Annotated in this window: 15 protein-coding genes, 1 other RNA gene and 1 pseudogene; 11 read left to right on the forward strand and 6 right to left on the reverse strand. The window is 40.3% G+C overall.

Annotated elements, in window-relative coordinates; translation table 11 throughout:
* Nucleotides 1-2 precede the first annotated feature (2 nt).
* The 4 genes from dnaE to CXF89_RS05590 all read left to right on the forward strand — a co-directional run bounded on the left by dnaE (nt 3) and on the right by CXF89_RS05590 (nt 6,209).
* Nucleotides 3-3,494, forward strand: coding sequence for a DNA polymerase III subunit alpha (gene dnaE, locus CXF89_RS05575; RefSeq protein ID WP_010553736.1), 3,492 nt, complete (start codon nt 3-5; stop codon nt 3,492-3,494).
* Between the two features lie 16 nt (nt 3,495-3,510).
* A complete protein-coding gene (gene accA / locus CXF89_RS05580; RefSeq protein WP_007581016.1) occupies nt 3,511-4,467 on the forward strand; it encodes an acetyl-CoA carboxylase carboxyl transferase subunit alpha in 957 nt (318 codons plus the stop codon).
* Between the two features lie 83 nt (nt 4,468-4,550).
* Nucleotides 4,551-5,855, forward strand: a complete 1,305-nt coding sequence (tilS, locus tag CXF89_RS05585; RefSeq protein ID WP_121954033.1) for a tRNA lysidine(34) synthetase TilS — start codon at nt 4,551-4,553, stop codon at nt 5,853-5,855.
* On the forward strand, nt 5,856-6,209 hold the full coding sequence (locus CXF89_RS05590) for a hypothetical protein (RefSeq protein ID WP_121954034.1): 354 nt from the start codon (nt 5,856-5,858) through the stop codon (nt 6,207-6,209).
* A 27-nt stretch (nt 6,210-6,236) separates the two neighbouring features.
* Here CXF89_RS05590 and CXF89_RS05595 read toward each other — a convergent pair whose 3' ends face one another.
* Nucleotides 6,237-7,133, reverse strand: a complete 897-nt coding sequence (locus tag CXF89_RS05595; protein WP_024590733.1) for a GGDEF domain-containing protein — start codon at nt 7,131-7,133, stop codon at nt 6,237-6,239.
* Between the two features lie 133 nt (nt 7,134-7,266).
* Here CXF89_RS05595 and CXF89_RS05600 point away from each other — a divergent pair, with 133 nt between their 5' ends.
* Nucleotides 7,267-9,240, forward strand: coding sequence for a monovalent cation:proton antiporter family protein (locus tag CXF89_RS05600; protein ID WP_121954035.1), 1,974 nt, complete (start codon nt 7,267-7,269; stop codon nt 9,238-9,240).
* A gap of 28 nt (nt 9,241-9,268) precedes the next feature.
* Here CXF89_RS05600 and CXF89_RS05605 read toward each other — a convergent pair whose 3' ends face one another.
* The gene (locus CXF89_RS05605; RefSeq protein WP_007584072.1) at nt 9,269-10,414 is read right to left on the reverse strand and encodes a patatin-like phospholipase family protein; all 1,146 of its coding nucleotides are present in this window, start codon (nt 10,412-10,414) and stop codon (nt 9,269-9,271) included.
* Nucleotides 10,415-10,653: 239 nt separating this feature from the next.
* Between CXF89_RS05605 and CXF89_RS05610 the strand changes: the two genes are divergently transcribed.
* The 6 genes from CXF89_RS05610 to CXF89_RS05635 all read left to right on the forward strand — a co-directional run bounded on the left by CXF89_RS05610 (nt 10,654) and on the right by CXF89_RS05635 (nt 17,063).
* The gene (locus CXF89_RS05610; RefSeq protein ID WP_121954036.1) at nt 10,654-11,529 is read left to right on the forward strand and encodes a DUF3014 domain-containing protein; all 876 of its coding nucleotides are present in this window, start codon (nt 10,654-10,656) and stop codon (nt 11,527-11,529) included.
* A gap of 139 nt (nt 11,530-11,668) precedes the next feature.
* An RNA gene (gene ffs / locus CXF89_RS05615) (signal recognition particle sRNA small type) lies at nt 11,669-11,765 on the forward strand.
* Nucleotides 11,766-12,062: 297 nt separating this feature from the next.
* Nucleotides 12,063-13,589: an acetyl-CoA hydrolase/transferase family protein gene (locus CXF89_RS05620; RefSeq protein ID WP_121954037.1), complete on the forward strand. Its 1,527-nt coding sequence runs from the start codon at nt 12,063-12,065 to the stop codon at nt 13,587-13,589.
* Nucleotides 13,590-13,828: 239 nt separating this feature from the next.
* Nucleotides 13,829-14,185 (forward strand): TfoX/Sxy family protein, encoded by a 357-nt coding sequence (locus tag CXF89_RS05625; protein WP_121954038.1) that lies wholly within the window; start codon nt 13,829-13,831, stop codon nt 14,183-14,185.
* A 211-nt stretch (nt 14,186-14,396) separates the two neighbouring features.
* Nucleotides 14,397-14,708 carry an EthD family reductase gene (locus CXF89_RS05630; RefSeq protein ID WP_002958288.1) on the forward strand — a complete coding sequence of 104 codons (312 nt, stop codon included), beginning with the start codon at nt 14,397-14,399 and terminating at the stop codon, nt 14,706-14,708.
* A gap of 219 nt (nt 14,709-14,927) precedes the next feature.
* Complete coding sequence (locus tag CXF89_RS05635) at nt 14,928-17,063, forward strand: TonB-dependent siderophore receptor (RefSeq protein WP_121954039.1); 2,136 nt, start codon at nt 14,928-14,930, stop codon at nt 17,061-17,063.
* Nucleotides 17,064-17,097: 34 nt separating this feature from the next.
* Here CXF89_RS05635 and CXF89_RS05640 read toward each other — a convergent pair whose 3' ends face one another.
* The 4 genes and pseudogenes from CXF89_RS05640 to CXF89_RS05655 all read right to left on the reverse strand — a co-directional run.
* Nucleotides 17,098-18,192, reverse strand: coding sequence for a mechanosensitive ion channel family protein (locus tag CXF89_RS05640; RefSeq protein WP_121954040.1), 1,095 nt, complete (start codon nt 18,190-18,192; stop codon nt 17,098-17,100).
* Nucleotides 18,193-18,289: 97 nt separating this feature from the next.
* Nucleotides 18,290-18,691 (reverse strand): DUF6691 family protein, encoded by a 402-nt coding sequence (locus tag CXF89_RS05645; protein WP_121954041.1) that lies wholly within the window; start codon nt 18,689-18,691, stop codon nt 18,290-18,292.
* 3 nt (nt 18,692-18,694) lie between these two features.
* On the reverse strand, nt 18,695-19,108 hold the full coding sequence (locus tag CXF89_RS05650; RefSeq protein ID WP_007584056.1) for a YeeE/YedE family protein: 414 nt from the start codon (nt 19,106-19,108) through the stop codon (nt 18,695-18,697).
* Nucleotides 19,109-19,110: 2 nt separating this feature from the next.
* A pseudogene (locus CXF89_RS05655) lies at nt 19,111-19,414 on the reverse strand (long-chain fatty acid transporter); the annotation flags it as partial.

Genomic DNA, 19,414 nt, shown 5'->3' on the forward strand with positions numbered 1-19,414 from the left:
GCATGGCTGCTCCTGATTTTGTTCATTTAAGGGTTCATTCAGATTTTTCGATGGTTGACGGCCTCGCTAAAACAAAGCCAATAGTTGCTAAAGCGCAAGAGCTGCAAATGCCCGCTATTGCGATTACCGATCAAATGAACTTTTGTGGCTTAGTGCGTTTTTACGGCGCAACACATAACGCCGGTATTAAGCCTATTGTGGGTGCTGACTTTTGGGTTCGTAGCCCAGAATTTCCTGACGAGCCAAGCCGCTTAACCATATTAGCCAAAGACAACGACGGCTATAAAAATATTACCTTATTAATATCTAAAGCGTATCAACGTGGGCATGTGTTTCATCGCCCAGTGATTGACCGAGAATGGCTGGTGGAGCATAAAACGGGCTTAATTATTCTCTCGGGCGCTAAAGATGGTGACTTAGGTAAAGCGTTACTAAAAAATAATCCAAGTGTTATTGAATCGGTAGTTAGCTTTTATAAGCAGCATTTCAGCGATAACTACTACCTTGAGCTTGTGCGCACTAACCGACCGCTTGAAGAAGACTACTTACACATGGCGGTAGAGCTTGCTACCAAAGAGCAGTTACCTGTTGTAGCGACCAACGAAGTAGTGTTTTTAAAGCCTGAAAACTTTGAAGCGCACGAAATTCGCGTTGCTATTTTTGACGGCTACACGCTTGACGATAAACGCAGACCTAAACGGTTCTCTGAAGAACAATACCTAAAAACATCAGAGCAAATGGCTGAGCTGTTTAGCGACATTCCAGAAGCCCTACAAAACACAGTAGAAATAGCTAAACGTTGTAATGTAACGGTTCAGCTAGGGACTTACTTTTTACCTGATTACCCAACTGGCTCACTTAAGATTGATGAGTTTTTAGTTAAAGTATCAGAAGACGGTCTTGAAGAGCGATTACAGTTTTTATTCCCCGACGAAGAAGAGCGAAAAGTAAAACGTGTTGAATACGATGAGCGACTTGATATAGAGCTTGGCGTAATTAACCAAATGGGATTCCCAGGTTACTTCTTAATCGTAATGGAGTTTATTCAGTGGAGTAAAGATAACAATATTCCGGTTGGGCCTGGTCGTGGTTCAGGTGCAGGTTCATTAGTTGCGTACGCCCTTAAAATTACCGATTTGGACCCACTTGAATTCGACTTGCTTTTTGAGCGATTTTTGAATCCAGAACGTGTATCAATGCCCGATTTCGACGTCGATTTCTGTATGGATAGACGAGACGAAGTAATTGATCACGTGTCGGCTTTGTATGGGCGAAATGCCGTATCGCAAATTATTACCTTTGGTACCATGGCTGCAAAAGCGGTAATACGCGATGTAGGGCGAGTGCTTGGGCACCCTTACGGGTTTGTTGATCGTATTTCAAAAATGATTCCAGGCGATCCTGGGATGACACTTGCTAAAGCGTTTGATATAGAACCGCGCTTGCAAGAAGCCTACGATGGCGATAACGAAGTAAAAGATTTAATCGACATGTGTCGCATCCTAGAAGGGTGTACACGTAACGCCGGCAAACATGCGGGTGGCGTAGTAATATCGCCAACCACTATTACCGACTTTGCTGCACTTTATTGCGATGACGAAGGTAAGTTTCCGGTCACACAGTTTGATAAAAACGACGTAGAAACTGCAGGCTTAGTTAAGTTCGATTTCTTGGGTTTACGTACACTGACTATATTGCAGTGGGCGGTCGAAATGACCAACGTGCGCATGGAGCGCCAAGGTAAAGACCTCGTTGATATAAATACCATCCCACTGGATGATAAAAAAAGTATTGAATTGCTACTTCGCGCCGAAACGACCGCTGTATTCCAGCTAGAGTCGCGCGGTATGAAAGACTTAGTACGCCGACTTAAGCCCGACTGCTTTGAAGATATGATTGCACTCGTGGCCTTGTTCCGACCAGGTCCGCTGCAATCAGGCATGGTAGATAACTTTATCGACCGAAAACTGGGCCGCGAAGAAATCTCATACCCAGATGCGCAGTATCAGCACGAAAGCTTAAAACCAATACTTGATCCAACGTACGGCATTATCTTGTATCAAGAACAAGTAATGCAAATTGCGCAAGTACTAGCAGGTTACACGCTAGGTGGCGCCGACATGCTGCGTCGTGCAATGGGTAAGAAAAAACCCGAAGAAATGGCAAAGCAGCGTTCAACGTTTGAAGATGGCGCAAGAAATAACGGCATTGACGGCGAACTCGCAATAAAAATCTTCGACTTGGTAGAAAAGTTCGCAGGTTACGGTTTTAATAAATCTCACTCGGCGGCGTATGCACTTGTTTCGTATCAAACGCTGTGGATGAAAACGCATCATCCTGCAGAGTTTATGGCTGCGGTAATGTCGGCTGATATGGATAACACCGACAAAATCGTTATTTTGGTGGATGAATGTGAAAACATGAAGCTCACCTTATTGCCGCCAGATGTGAATGCAGGTGAGTTTAAGTTTACAGTAAACTTGCAAGGCGAGATTGTTTACGGCATTGGCGCGATAAAAGGCGTAGGTGAAGCACCGGTTGATGCAATATTAGAAGCGCGTGCAAAAGGGGGCCCATTTAAAGATTTATTTGATTTTTGTGCCCGAGTTGATTTAAAACGCTTAAATAAACGCGTGACCGAAAAATTAATTTATTCAGGTGCACTCGATAATTTAGGGCCAGAAAAAACCCAAGCTGGCCGTGCTACATTACTAGCTAGTTTAAAAAGTGCAATGCGGGCAGCCGACCAACACAACAAAGCTGAGCTATTAGGGCAAAGTGATTTGTTTGGTTTATTAGCCACTGAGCCTGATGAAGTAGAACAAGCCTTTATTAAAGCCACAGGCCTAACTGATAACGAATGGTTAGATGGTGAAAAAGAAACCCTAGGCCTTTATTTAACTGGGCATCCGATAAATCAGTACCGCCGTGAGCTTAGGCATTATACCAGCGGGAAAATAGTTGATTTACAGCCAACGAACCGCGATGTATTTGCAACAGCCGCAGGTTTGGTGATTGCTTCTAGGGTATTAATTAACAAAAAAGGAAATCGTTGGGCCTTAGTAACTTTAGATGACAAGAGTGCACGGATTGATGTACGCTTGTATTCAGACGAGTTTGAAAAGTACCAAGATATGCTCCAAGTTAACAATATCTTGGTAATATCTGGACAGGTCAGCTTTGATAACTTCTCCGGTGGTATTACAATGACCGCCAGAGAAATAAACACCATTGCTCAAGCGCGTGAAAAGCGTATTAAAGCGATTAAAATGACGCTGAACATGGTGCAAGTCGAGGCAGGTTTCTTCGATAAATTACAAAAAGTACTCGAACCCTATAAAATGGGAACGTGTCCGATCAAGGTTTATTACCAACGTCCAGATGCGTTGGCGCAATTAACTCTTGGGATCGAATGGTGTGTTACGCCAAGTGACGACTTAATTCATAAGTTATCACTAATGGCTGCGCAAGATGTAGAACTAGAATTTAACTGATTAGGTAGTTTAGAGCATGAGCCTCAATTATCTTGATTTTGAGCTTCCAATTGCAGAATTAGAAGCAAAAATTGAAGAATTACAAAATATAAGCCGCGCTGGCGAATTAGACCTTGAGTTAGAAGAGGAAGTCAGCAAATTAAAAGAAAAAAGTGCCAAACAAAAACAGGAGATTTTTTCTAATTTAGGCGCTTGGCAAGTATCACAGTTAGCACGTCATCCGTTGCGTCCTTACACTCGAGATTATATCGAGCGCATTTTCACGGAATTTGACGAGTTTGCTGGCGATCGTACTTTTGCTAACGATCCGGCTATTTTAGGAGGCGTTGCGCGTTTAGATGGCGAACCAGTAATGGTTATTGGCCAACAAAAAGGCCGTGACACTGCTGAAAAAATTAAACGCAACTTTGGTATGCCAAAGCCAGAAGGTTACCGTAAAGCATTACGCTTAATGGAAATGGCTGAGCGTTTTAAAATGCCAATCATGACCTTTATCGACACGCCGGGTGCATACCCAGGTGTTGGCGCTGAAGAACGTGGTCAATCTGAAGCAATCGCGCGTAACTTAAAAGTAATGGCGACACTTAAAGTGCCGACAATATGTACGGTTATTGGCGAAGGCGGTTCAGGTGGTGCATTAGCGATTGGTGTGGGCGACAGAGTTAACATGTTGCAATACAGCACTTACTCTGTAATTTCGCCTGAAGGTTGTGCGTCTATTCTTTGGAAAAGCGCCGACAAAGCACCACTTGCAGCAGAAGCAATGGGTGTAACCGCAGAGCGAGTTAAAGAACTAGATTTAATCAGTAACTTAATTGATGAACCTCTAGGTGGCGCGCACCGCAATTACGATGCTATGGCACGTAACTTAAAAGTTCGCCTTAAACGTGACTTAGCAGACCTACAAGCGCTTACGCTTGAAGAAATGCTTGATCAACGTTATAAACGTTTAATGTCGTTTGGTTATTGCTAAACACATTAAATGTTAAAAAAAAGCCGCTTATGCGGCTTTTTTGCTTTAAAATGTTCAGAGTTTTTATATAAAAGTGCGCCCATATGCATACATCAGCAATTTATCAGCAATTAAAAAAATCATTAAATAGCTATATTGAGCAAGGCAACACCACTTTTACAGTGGCGCTTTCTGGTGGCGTTGATTCTGTGGTGCTGTTGCATTTAATGCGCACTTTAAAAGAAGATAATCCTGCAATTAATGTATCGGCTATTTATGTTCACCATGGTTTGAGCCAGTATGCTGATGACTGGCAACACTTTTGCAAAAACGTATGCATTGAGCTTAATGTGCCTTTTGAAGCTGCGAAAGTTGTTATTGAACAGCAGTCGCGCACAAGTCTTGAAGCCCAAGCACGCGACGCCCGTTATAAAGCACTTGATGAACTAAGCCCACAAGGCAGCATTATTTTACTGGGCCAACACTTAAACGACCAAGTAGAAACGTTTTTACTGCGCTTAAAGCGTGGCTCAGGTTTAAAAGGGCTAGGTTCTATGTATAAAGAGCGCTTGCTGCAAAGTGGGCGTATATGTTTTAGACCATTGTTAAATGTAGCTCGCAGCGATATAGAAGCGTTTGCAACGCAGTTTAGTGTTAGCCACATAACCGATGACTCTAATACAGATGAAAGTTTTGATCGTAACTTTTTACGCTCAAAAATAGTACCCGTGTTAGCTGAGCGCTTTAATGGGTTTGAACAATGCACTGCACGAAGTATTGAGCTACTACAGCAGCAACAAACATTACTTGATGAATATACTCAGCTTGATTTAAATAAGTGTATTAACGAGCATCAAGCACTTTGCATTGGCCAGATAAGCGAATACAGCGCAGCGCGCATTGCAAATATAGTACGTGCGTGGCTTGCACTATTTACACAAGTGATGCCATCGCAAAAGCAGCTCGAGCAAATTATTAATCAAGCAATGTGCGCAAAAAACGATGCACAAATGCGTATTGATTTGCTCGATGGGCAAATACGTCGTCATCAAGGTTATTTGTATTTTGTAACACCAAGTGAAGTATTAACAGATATTGAGCTGAATCATCCAGAGCTAAAACTTGCAGACGGGCGCTTATTAATTAAAAGCACCGGTTGCGGAGTAAGACCTCCACACGCTAATGAGCAAGTAATTGTTCGCTTTGATTGCAATAGCGCACGCATTAAACCACTTAAAAAGCCTGGTAGTAATACAGTTAAGCATTGGTTTAAAGATGCAAAAATAGCGCCCTGGCTTCGCGCCAGTGTGCCGCTTATTTTTTATAATGATGAATTAGTTCAAGTGGTTGGTTATTTTATAAGTGCTAAGCATATTGATGAAAATGGTATTTTTTGGGAGTGTAAATAAATGAGTAAACAGCCGCATGTTGGTTTGTCGTTAGTAACAAAAGCGCCAGTGGGTATGCTAATAACGGCCGTTATAGCTATTATTGCTAATATTTTACTTGAGCTAAATATAGTTACGCTAGGTTATGCAGTTGCGGGTGGAATTGTATCTGCAGTGCTTTTATTAGCTTACTGGTTAGGTAAAGGTGGATTGTTTTTTATTTTAGGCGTGAGCCTGCCACTGCTTTTAGTATTATTTACACCGCTTGCTACTATTACCGCATTACTTAATTTAATTAGCGGATTCTTTTTTGGTTTTTGTGCTGCTTTGTTTATTTATAGATTGGTAAGTGCAAAGCCTAGCGGGGGAAGCTAGGCTTTTTATTTAATGCAGTTAAAAAAACTAATATGCTTTTGCGCAGTTTCTACCAGATGCTTTTGCTTTGTATAAGCCTTTATCGGCGCGAGCAAATATTTCAGTTTCGCTGTCTTGGCTGTTAGCTAAAGTAAAACCAATACTGGTTGTTACTTTATACTTAGACATTAGAGGCGATTTTCTTACTAAGCACATTATCCGCTCAGCAATCACTTTATTCGTTGTAAACTCAGGGTCTTCAATAAGTAAAGCAAACTCATCACCACCAAATCTAAATACCGAATCAGTGCCGCGTATGCTGCTACACAGTACTTTTGAAAACTCTTTAAGTGTATCGTCACCAATTTTATGGCCAAAGTTGTCGTTAACTTGTTTAAAATTATCTAAATCAAGCAGCATTAAACTAAATGGACGCTGGTAACGACGGCAGTTTTCAAGTTTTTGCAGTAAAAAGTCATTAAACTGACTACGGTTATTTAAGCCGGTTAACGCATCTTTTGTGGCAAGCTTTAATACTCGGCTATACATCATTGCATTACGAAGTGGATAAACCAGCGCAGTATGCAAAGTATGTAGCTTTTTCTCAATGGCTTGACCAAGTGGGAATTTACTAAAATAAATTAGCTGCCCTAAATGTTCTTTACCAATCGCCAAATCAAAAATATAGGGTGTACTATTTGTATCACTCTGTGATGTTTGTGTAGTTCCCAGTGTTGACTGAAACTGTAAACCAGAGAAATTTAACAATTGTTTTGTAAATTTTGCGTATATAGCTAAAACATCCTCAATCACTAAGCTAGTTTGTAGCTCTGTAACGAGTTTATGTGTTTCTGTTATTTCATTTGTTGGCGAATGTTCAGCCGAAAACGGCAAAAAATCACCGCGACCAGACACACGCTGCGTCAAAATATGGACGTTTTCCATTAAATTCTCCCCCGAGGGTGTTACTTTGCAATTACTAAGCGATTTTTGTGCCATATTTTAAAACTGGCTGAAAAACAGAAGGTTGCTATATTTAAAGTAAGTCCCTTGGTTTAATTGACGCGTGAGGCCGAATTTGCAGAGTATTAACGTTCAAATTTTTGGCTTGCTAGTGGCAGCAGTTCTTTTTGTGTGGTTTTTTAAACGCATTGGCTTGCCGCCTATTTTGGCGTACCTAGCAACGGGGGTTTTAGCCGGTAGTCATGGTATTGGTTGGTTAGCGCAATCTCATGAAATAGAGTTTGTAGCAGAGCTTGGGATTGTGTTTTTGTTATTTAGTTTGGGGTTAGAATTTTCTATCTCGCGGCTAATGGCAATGCGAAGCCTAGTATTTGGGCTGGGCTCGTTACAAGTAGGTATAACCAGCTTACTCTTCATTATTATTTTATATTGTTTAGACTTTTCCCTACTCACCAGTTTTACCATTGGTACAATTATGGCGCTTTCTTCTACGGCTGTAGTGGTTAAGCTATTAAAGGAAACGGGTGAGCTTAATCAGCGCCGTGGGCAATTGGCCGTTGGTGTACTGCTTTTTCAAGATATTGCTGTTGTTCCTCTATTAATAATACTTCCTTTATTTGCATCAAGCGACTCTCAAAGTATTGGCTGGGCTTTAGCGTTTGCCCTAAGTAAGGGCGCATTTGTATGCGTGCTTCTTTGGGCAATTGGTAAATGGGTATTGCCCATTGTGTTTAAAGAAATAGCGCAAGTACGAACCGATGAGTTGTTTGTGCTTACCACTATATTAGTCGCCTTATTTGCGGGCTTTTTAACGTATATGTTTGGCTTGTCTATGGCATTGGGCGCTTTTTTAGCGGGAATGATGTTAGGTGAGAGCCATTACAGGCATCAGTTAGAGGCCGATATACGTCCATTTCGCGATATTTTAATGGGACTGTTTTTTGTAACTGTGGGTATGCAGTTGGATATTTTATTTGTACTGGCGCATATAGTAATAATTATTGGCGCATTGCTTGGGTTACTCGTATTAAAAATTACAGTAGTAGCACTTAGTGCGCGGCTAATGCATGAGCGAAACCAAGATTCACTCGCCTGTGGCATTATGCTGTGGCAAATGGGGGAGTTTGGTTTTGTACTTATCGCACTTGCTGGCCAGCATCAGCTACTAAACTCAGAGCAAGCTTCATTTTTAATTGCCCTTGGTGTGTTATCAATGGCATTTACACCATTTTTGATTGATAAAACGCCATTTATTTTGAAGCGTTTGGGTATACTCGATCGCCCTAGTTTAGCGCTGGAGAGTGAGCCACAAAGTAGTACACTTTATAGTGACCATGTTGTTATTTGTGGTTTTTCGCGTGTTGGGCAAACTATAGCGCGTTTTTTAAAGCCCGAAGCAATAGACTACGTTGCCATTGAAAGTAACCCAATTTTAGTACAAGAAGGCAAAGCGGCAGGTGAGCCTGTTATATTTGGCTATGTTAAACAAAAAGATATTTTAAAGTGCGCAGGAGTAGAGCGAGCTCGCTTGGTTATTATTACTTTTACAGAGCTTGATCACGCACAAGTTGTTATTGATACCATAAAACAAATAGCGCCCAACGTTAAAATACTTATTCGTACTCGTGACGATAGCCAGTTAGATTATTTAAAAGGGCTAGGCGTAACCGAAGTAGTGCCTGAGTCGTTAGAGGCGAGCTTAATGCTCGTGTCGCATGTGTTGTCTATGTCGGGCGTACCGATGACGCGTATTGTGCGTAGAGTAAGTAAAGAACGTCGTAATCGTTATCCGTTAATGCAAAGCTTTTACGCAGGGTATTTTAAAGATAGCGAAGATGCCTCAAGTGAACGATTAGAATACTTACATGTTGTAGCGCTACCTCAGCAAGCTTATGCCGTGGGTAAAACAATTGAAGATCTTAATTTAGAAAAGCGGCGAGTACTCGTAAAAGCACTGCGCAGAGAAGGAGCCGAAATAGATACGCCATCAGCGCAAACAACATTATTGGCTAATGACGTTTTAGTATTACAAGGTAAACCAAGGCGTGTTGAGCGGGTAGAGCACTATCTGCTCGACGGAATCGAATAGTGACTTAGATTAATCTAACTCTGAAAGATTAATCTAACTCTAAGAATTCACGCATCTTAGGCAGCTGCGCCATACCGTCTTCATAGCCAATTTGCATTAAATGCTGGGTGTAGCGTTTTTCAAACAATAGGTAACTGGTTAAGCTCGATTGCGAATGCTTTTTTACACCTATGGTACGTAGCAATACTTTAATGGCCCATGGCATATCGTCGTAATACTGCGCTGCAATTGCGTTAAAGTTTTGCGAAGGGTTAATGACAAAGGTATCTATTTGTTTAAGTTCTTGATGTTTGTCGCGAGCGGGTAATAGCCCTAATGTTCGGTTAACACGAGCCAAGCGCTCTAAATCCGATTGCATAGTGTCGGTAAATACACTGTCGAGTAAATGCCCTGCAACAGCGGATAGACCCGGATAATGTGGCGAGTAACCCGGAGGGTGTAATTCTTTGGGTTGGTCGACCCCAATAATAAATATTTTTTCAGCGCCTAAATGAATCGACGGACTCAGCGGAGAAAGTTGATGTATAGAGCCATCCCCAAAGTAATGGTTATAAATATTTACACTTGGAAACACCATAGGGATGGCACTCGATGCCATTAAGTGCTCAACATTAATACGAGTTGCACGGCCTTCGCGTTTAGCACGCTGCCATGATGTTTGCGTATTAGATTGAAAAAATGCAACAGAGTCGCCCGTTGTATAACTTGAGGCCGTAATAGACAGCGCATCTAAATAATTACGATGTAAATTGCGCTCAATGCGGTGTAAATCTAAAATTTCGTTTAATAAACCACGCAGAGGGCGGTTGTTTAGCAAGCTCGCTGGTGGATGGTTAATATGCTCTGACTGAAAGCTCGTTAAAATATTACGCGCAATATGACCAAATACGCTTAAAAAATCACTTTTATAGACCATAGAGGTTGAAAAGTTTTTCCAAACTGATTCAAGCTTTCGTACAGCCAAATGCGCACAGGAGGCGTAACATGCTAACGCAGCTGAGTTAATAGCCCCAGCAGAGGTGCCATTTATTACTCTAAATGGCAATGGAGCGGTACGAGGCATACTATGAGCTAGCGCTTTAAGGACACCCACTTGATAAGCAGCACGTGCGCCACCACCTGTGAGTAATAAGGCAATTTTAGGTTTTTGTGGATCAACTTGCTTGATTTTCATATTGGTGGTTAAACTGTTCTACGTCTTTACTTTATTTATTAACTGTAAGTCTTTAAGCTAGAAGAATCAAAGGATAACTGCCCTAATACTTATTACATTGTTTAATCACCCAATTTAGTACGTAACTTACTTTGCTATAATTGCCATATTATAAAATGTAATAGTATTTGTGTAAGAATGAATTTAATCCACTTAGCGTACTCTAAGTGATATCGCATTTTAATTTTTATGGAGTTCGTATGTCAGATAAACCAGAAGCATCAGATGTTCAAAAACGTCCACCTAATAACAATATTCTTTTCGCCGTTATTATTTTAATAGTCGTAGCATGTGCGGCCGCCTTCGTATTGCTAACACCCAGTGACGAGCAAGCAACACGCACTGAGGTAGAGCCCACAGTTAAAGAACAACCTATGATGGAGCTTAAACCCGAGAACGACCCCGTGGTAGATGCGCCGTCTGTAAATCCAGAAAAGCCAGCAGAGCTTGAAGTACCAGCACAAAGTCCAAGTGAGCCAGTGCCAGAAGTAGAGCCACTACCAACGCTTAACGAAAGTGATGCAGTTGTTGTTGCTAAAATGGACGAGTACCTAAGCGACTCAGTAATGAGCTTAATGGTGACCGACGATGTTATTCGTCGTGGTGTGGTATATGTAGATAACTTAGCAAAAGGAAAAATAGCTAAAAAACACATGCCTGTTGTACAGCCAGAAGAAAAATTTAGCGTGAATGAAGGTGATATCCTAACGATTAACCCTAACAGCTACGAGCGTTATACACCGTATGTGAAAATATTTACCAGTATGAGTGCAGCGCAAGCCGTTCGCATGTACGAAGAGTACCAGCCACTTATTAATAATGCATACAGTGAAATTGGTTACGGCGATGACGAGTTTAATCAAACGCTAACCGATGCAATCGATTTATTACTTGATACGCCAGAGCCTGAAGGTGACTTGCCGTTACTTCGTGATTCAGTAACGTATCAGTATGCGTTTTCGGAGTGGGAGCAATTACCAGATGCACAAAAACAGCTTTTACGTATGGGTCCAGAAAACATGAAAAAAGTAAAAGCAGCATTACGTAATATAAAAGCGCAGTTAGAGAACAATTAATACGCACTAAAATAGCTAAATACGCCGCGATTGTATATGAAGTATGCAATCGCACTTTCTTTTTAGATTATCCCTTGAATAACAGAGCAAAAGTAGAGATAATCCCTCCCGCGCCAACCAAGGCCCTCAATGGTAGTCTTATTGGTCCTCTCGCAACACTAGCAGGCGAACCTGGTCAGGCCCGGAAGGGAGCAGCCACAGTTTGTGACGTGTGTGCCGAGATGTGGCTGGTAAGACTGCCACCCAAATTCCTCATTTGGGTGTTTGAACTAATAAACTTAATTCCTCAAAAATAATTCCTCTAATTAAACAATACTATTTATTTATAGATTACTTTATAAATTACTTTATAGATTGTTATGTCATTTTTGTTAAAAATATTACTAATAACTACGTGATAGTATTAATTAAAAGTAAATTAACCTCCCTTTTAAACATGTTGCTCATCCTCGATTCGTAAATACGACTTAAGTCTAGATTGTGTAGTACGAAGTTAGGATTAGAATAATGTCAAATTTAGAGAGGAGCTCAGTATGCACTTGGAACGTATTCGCAATAGTAACCTGCATGACAAGGTGATGCCGGCAGAACAAGCAAGCCAATTTATTAAAGATGGAATGACTGTAGGGATGAGTGGTTTCACTCGCGCCGGAGAAGCTAAAGCAGTACCCAGAGCATTAATTGAGCAAGTCAAAAAAAATCCAATCAAAATAAATTTAATGACGGGTGCGTCATTAGGTAATGATCTCGACAAGCTATTAACAGAAGCGGGCATTTTAGCGCGTCGTATGCCTTTTCAAGTAGATAGCACTTTACGTAAAGCGATTAATAACGGTGAAGTAATGTTTATTGATCAGCATTTATCTGAAACAGTTGAGCATTTACGTAACCATCAACTAACCATGCCTGATGTGGCTGTTATTGAAGCCGTTGCCATTACCGAAGAAGGGCATATTGTGCCGACTACATCGGTTGGTAATTCAGCGAGTTTTGCTATTTTTGCCAAAGAAGTAATCGTTGAAATTAATATGCTGCATAACCCGAATCTTGAAGGTTTGCATGATATATACATCCCTTCGTATCGTCCTACTCGCCAACCAATGCCGTTAGTTAAAGTAGATGATAGAATTGGTAGTACTGCAATTCCTATCGATCCTGCAAAAATTGTTGGTATTGTTTTTACTAACCAAAGCGACTCGTTTTCTACCGTTACCGACCCTGATGAAGATACCGCATCTATTGCGCGCCATTTAGTTAACTTTTTTAAAGACGAAGTGGCTCAAAATAAATTGCCAGCTAATTTAGGCCCGCTACAAGCAGGCATTGGTAACATTGCTAATGCAGTGATGATGGGACTACTCGACTCTGACTTTAAAGACCTAACAATGTACTCTGAAGTACTGCAAGATTCGACGTTTGACCTAATTGACGCAGGTAAGCTTAGTTTTGCATCGGGCAGCTCAATTGTTTTGTCTGAGCGTTGTAATGCGCAAGTATTTAATAATTTAGAACAATACAAAGACAAGCTAGTATTACGCCCTCAAGAAATTTCGAACCATCCTGAAATAGTGCGCCGTTTAGGAATTATTGCAATAAACACTGCGCTTGAGTTTGATATGTATGGCAATGTAAATTCAACACATGTTTGTGGCACACGGATGATGAATGGTATTGGTGGCTCTGGTGATTTTGCTCGTAATGCTCATTTAGCAATATTTGTGACTAAATCGATTGCTAAAAATGGCGCTATTTCAAGCGTAGTGCCTATGGCCAGTCATGTTGATCATAACGAACACGATGTTGATATTTTAGTAACCGAGCAAGGCTTAGCTGATTTACGCGGTTTAGCGCCGCGTGAGCGAGCGATACAAGTCATTAAGCATTGTGTGCACCCAGATTACCGTGACGATATGTTAGATTACTACAATCGCGCTTGTGAGCGTGGCGGGCATACCCCTCATTTACTTGAAGAAGCATTTAGTTGGCATATTCGCCTTGAACAACAAGGCAGCATGAAAAAAGTATCTGCAGCAGATGCTCCAGTGCAACTGTCAGCATAAGCATTTTAGTTTATTAATATTGAATTAGTTAGTTTTATACTTACTTTTGAACCGCACTAGTGTCAGCTCAATCAGCTTTGATTAGTGCGGTTTAATAAAAACTTTAAGTCCAAAATAATTTTATACCTACTCTTTGCATACCTTTTCCAGCCACCTTTTATTATTTTATTTACTTAGGTTTAAGTGCTATTACCGTTATTAAGTGTGTAATGTGTTTATTAAAAAATAGAGATGCTTAAATGGCTTTTGACAGAGGGTTAGAAGAGCGACTCTATGAGTTGTTTAATGCGCGCCACGATTTAGTAGTAAAGAAAATCTTTGGTGGTTTATGTTTTATAATTTCGGAGTATATGTGCTGCGTAATAATAGGCAACAAGCTGATGGTGCGAGTAGGGCCTGAAAACTACAGCGATTGTTTAGCTAAACCTCATGTAACTGAAATGGACTTTACCGGAAAGCCAGTTAAGGGCTTGGTTTATATTTTGCCTGAAGGTTTTGAGTCTGATTCTGATTTAACATATTGGGTAAATACGTGCGTTAACTTTGTAGAGTCTTTACCGCCCAAACCTTTTAAAAAACGACCCGCACTTAAGTAAATTAGCGAAGTATCACCTTAATTAAAATACGCATTGCAATCAAATTACTGGCGCTATGAGCATGAATACTACATAATTGAGCGACTGCTCACTTATGCGCTTTTTACTTAAGTATGATTCATACTATTTCAAAAGACGCTTTGAACACTAGTTTGTAAAGCTGTTTATTAGCACAGCTTTAAATTTTTTAGTAAATAAAAGAGAGAATGTAATGATTAAAGTAAGCGTATTATACCCAAATAATGAAAGTGCTACTTTCGATATGGACTACTACTGTAAAACACATTTACCACTAGTTGCAGAGTTAGTTGGTAAAGCGCTTATATCAAGTAGTGCAGATGCAGGTTTAGCTGGTGGCGCACCGGGCGAAGCGCCAACTTATATTGCTATGGGGCATTTAGTGTTTGAATCGGTAGAATCTTTTCAGCAAGCCTTTGCACCTCATCAAGAAGTAATAGCGGCTGATTTAGTTAATTTTACTAACGTGTCTCCAGTAATTCAAATTAGCAATATTGCTGGGTAAATTACACGCTAAAACTAATTTAAGAATTACTTAATAACCCCTACTGTATTTAATACAGTAGGGGTTTTATTTTAACTGCAATAAAAGGGCTAGCGCTCTGTTTTAAGTAAAATTAGTTCTAATATTTAGATGTATTAAACCCGCTCCTGTGTTGATTATGAAAATGATAAGAGTTATCATTTAGCTTGTTGGCTATCTACACTTCTCCCAGGAATTATCATGTTTAACCCTAATTATTTGGCATTAAGTATTGCTGCGTCTTTATCTGCTTTTTCTAATATGGCATTTGCAGAGCAAAATAACGATATTGAAAAAATAGAAGTAACTGGCCGTGCCCAGCAATTTTACCTAGAAACCGAAAGTAAAATTGGTACTAAAACTAATTTAGATCTTATTAAGCTTCCGCAATCGGCTCAGGTGTTAACAGAGCAACTTATAATTGACCAAGCAGCTCGTGACATTACCGATTTGTACCGATCTATTGCGGGAGTGAGCGAATATAGCTACTCAGGCGTAACTTTTCGTGGTTTTAGAGATGACGCAAATGTATTTTACGATGGTGTGCGCGGCGACCCGTACTCAGGCTTTGGTGTACCGCAGTTATTTAATGTTGAACGTGTTGAAGTATTAAAAGGCCCAGCCTCAGCTTTATATGGCGGTGGCGAACCTGGTGGAATGATTAATTACGTAACCAAAAAACCAAGCTACCTAGAAAAGCGCGAATTAAAGCTCACCTTAGGTAACTACAACACGCGTGGCGCATCACTCGATATGACCGGTGGTTTAAGCGATACGATGGCTTATAGATTGGGTGGTTTTTATGAGGAGCAAGACAGCTTTCGTAACAACGCCGATTCAGCTAATACGGAGCTAACAGGCGGATTGTTATTTGATTTAAGTGATTCAACAACGCTTACAACAAGTGTTGATTACATAAAACAAGACTTAGGTGGCAATCGCTTACGTGGAGTACCGGTAGATGATAGCGGCAACTTTCTGGTAGATCCTTCGTATAACGCGAACGAATCATTTGACTATCAAGATATGGAAGCTTTGGTGCTTCAAGCTGAGTTAAATCATAGTTTTTCTGATGATTTCTCTGTTAGCACTACTGTGCGATACCTTGATAATGAGCGCGACCAAGCGTATCACGAGTCGCAAAATTGGGTTGACGTAAATGGTGATGGCGTTGCTAATATAGATGATGAAACCATAAGACGAGAATACCGCAAACAGTTTCGAGCAAACGAAGAAATAAGCTTAACAACTGATTTTGTATATAACGTTAAGCAAGGTAATTTAGAGCATCAATTTTTATTTGGTGGCGATTACCATGTGGCAGAAACGCAGTACGATTACTTGCGTGCCCGATATGAGGCTGATGGTGTAGCAAACTTAAATATTTATACACTTAATTACGGTGAAACAGACCCTAGCACCTATAACTTAACCGATTTAGATCGTGATGGTGTAGATACCGATCGCTTTGGTGTATACGCTCAAGATGTTATAAGTATTGGCGAACAATGGACCGTAATTGCAGGCTTACGCTACGATTACTTTAAAGAATTAAATAAGGAAACAGGCTTTAGCTATTCTGATAACGGTGTTACACCTCGCGTTGCAGTAACGTACCAGCCAATAGAAAACACCTCTGTTTACATAAACTACTCTGAAAGCTTTAATCCTACATCGTCGGGCGATCAGGAAGATGTGGTAGGCGAGGGCAACTTAGACCCAGAAACAGGTAAGCAAACCGAGCTGGGTATGAAAAACCGATGGTTTGATGGCAAAATAATGAGTACATTTGCTGTTTATCAAATTAATAAAGAAAACGTGGTAATGAGCAACCCTGACGATACGGGCGCGGGTGATGGCATTGCCGCACTATTAAATATAGGTGAAGTAGAAAGCCGTGGATTTGAAACAACCTTAGTAGGCGATTTATCCGAGCACTGGACAATAACGGCTAACTACGCATACAACGATACGCAAGTAGTAGACGGCGTAACGGGTGATACGCTTTCAGATACATTTGGTGATGGCTCGCGCTTTGCTAATGCGCCGCGCCATCAGGCGGGTTTATGGTCACGCTTTGGGCTCGATTCGATTAATTCCTCTATTGCGTTTGGCGCTAATTATGTGAGTGAGCAAGTAAGCTCCGATGGTCAAAAAGTAAAACCGTTTACCGTATTTGATATGAGCTGGACGAGTCGCTTTGATGACGTATTACTAAGTGTAAATATTAACAACCTGTTTGATAAGGAATATGCTGTAAGTGGGTTTAGTGAGCGGAACGGTCACTTTCCTGGCAGCCCTCGCGAAATTATTGGGCAAATAACCTACAAGTTTTAATATTTATTAGCGCGAGAGTTACTCGCGCTTTGTTTTAAGTATCGCCTTGCACCTTTTTATCACTATTAAATTTAGCAGCTTCTTGAGTAGTGTTAATAGCCGTAATAGGGAAGGGGATTACAATACCTTCTTTTTTATAGCGTTTATGTAGCGCTTTTATAAAAGCAGATTTAACCCAAAAGCGATTAAAGTATTCTTTAGCTCTAAGCATTACCGTAAAGTTAATGCTTGATCTATCAAAGGTATGAAAAACCACAAAGGTATTGTAATCATCAACGCCCCATTCGTGTGAAATAAGTATTTCGCGAGCCACTTCAAGTGTTACTTGCTCAACAAACTCTAAATCTGAATCGTAATGCACGCTTATATCAACAGGCACGCTTAGCTCTTTTTCAGGGTAAAAGTAATTAATAATACGCGATTTAGATAATTGGCTATTAGGTATAATAATCATATTATTTGGTAGCATTTTAACCCATGTAGATCGCCAGCCTATATGATCAACAAAGCCTTGTTCCTTAGATTCAAGCTCAATAAAATCACCCACCCTTATAGGTTTATCTATTACTAGCTGCACGCCAGAAAAAAAGTTTTCGAGGGTAGGTTGCAAAGCAAGGGCAACAGCCAGTGACGTAATACCTAATGAGGCAATAATGGGCGTAATAGAAATACCTAACGTACCCATTAATACCAGCAAACCCACTGACGATAATGTAACGCGTATCACGCCTTTAATTATGCTTTTTGAATTAAAAACCACGGCAGATTGTTTACCATAGTAATTAATAGTGCCAATAATAAAACGGTCTAAAAACATAATAAGTGCAAGCAGCGCTAATACAATATTAATGCTATTAAAAGGGATCTGTTGAGAAATAGAGGTACTTATAATGAAGGTGTCGTGCTCTAAAATGGTGAGTAGCACAATAATTGTGCACAGTGTTAGCGGCTTAGATATTGACTCTATTAGTAAAGTATCGAATATAAATGTGGTTTTTGAAGTCCATTTTTTTAGCCAATACATTAAAAAAAAGCGAATTAAAAACAGTAGTATAGCTATAAGTAAGAGAGATGAAATCGCGCTTAACCAAGGTGTGCTGTTAGAAAATTCCAGCGCTTTATTTAGCATAACTTAAACCTGTTCAATATAGTTTTATATATATTGCAGCAAGTTATGTACCTTTGTTTGAAAAAAGTAGCTGCCGAGTTTTAGTCGGCAGCCAATATTATACTTTTTTGGCTAACCACATACCGCCTAAGACGGCTGCAAAAAATAACAAAAATTCCATTTTAAGAGACACCAATTGAACCAAGCCAGGGCCTGGGCAAATGCCACTTAAACCCCAGCCTAAACCAAAAAATACTGAGCCGATAATTAAGCGCGCATCAATATTTTTTAAATTACTTAAATTAAATGATCCTGAAATAAGTGGTTTCTCTTTTTTTGCAACCCATAACCATGTAAGCATCATTATTAGCATGGCAACAGCCATCACTATAATTAAGCTTCCATCCCATTGGTTTCCATAGGTAAGAAAGTTAATCACTTTAGCGGGGTTTGTCATCCCGCTAATAATAAGCCCTAAGCCAAATATAAAGCCTATAACAACCATCATAATTGCTTTCATTATTTATCCTACAAGGTTTGCTGTAATGAAGGCGACAAGCATAAATGTGCATGTTGCAACCCAAGAGCGAGCAGAAAAGCGCGACATGCCGCACACACCATGGCCACTTGTACACCCATTAGCTAACGTTGTACCAGCGCCAACTAAAAGCCCTGCAACAACAATAAGCCATGGCGGTAATTGCAATTCGCCTTCTAATAAAGAAGGCGCAAATACCCTTACAGCGACTCCTGCCAACAATAACCCTAAAATAAAGTATAACTGCCAACGAGAGTCTGAATTTGCTTTAGCGAATACAGACTTAACAATGCCTGATATGCCCGCAATTTTTCCGTATAAAACCAGTAATAACGTACACGCTATACCTATTAATGCACCGCCTATTGCAGCCGATACTGGGGTGAATTCTGTTATCATTTTTAAATTTCCCAAACAATAGAAACGCCTAAACCGGTTTGTTTCATTTCGATTGATAATTGTTGATTAGGCGCTAAGTAGTTAGCACCCGTTACTTTTTTTGCTGGCGAATAAAAAGCCATAGCGTTTAATTGTACCTTGTTGGTAAAAGAATGGCTAAAGCCAGTAGTAAAATGCCACTCTTGAACACCCGGCGCTAAAATATTTAATATAACTTGAGAAGAAGGAATCGGTTGCTCGGTGTAAGACACCCCAAAACGAATTTTTTGTTGCGATGTACGCTGCCATTGATAGCCAAGCTTATAA

Origin of the sequence: Pseudoalteromonas sp. MelDa3, from assembly GCF_002863625.1 — a bacterium.
GTDB classification, from domain to species: Bacteria; Pseudomonadota; Gammaproteobacteria; order Enterobacterales; family Alteromonadaceae; genus Pseudoalteromonas; species Pseudoalteromonas arctica.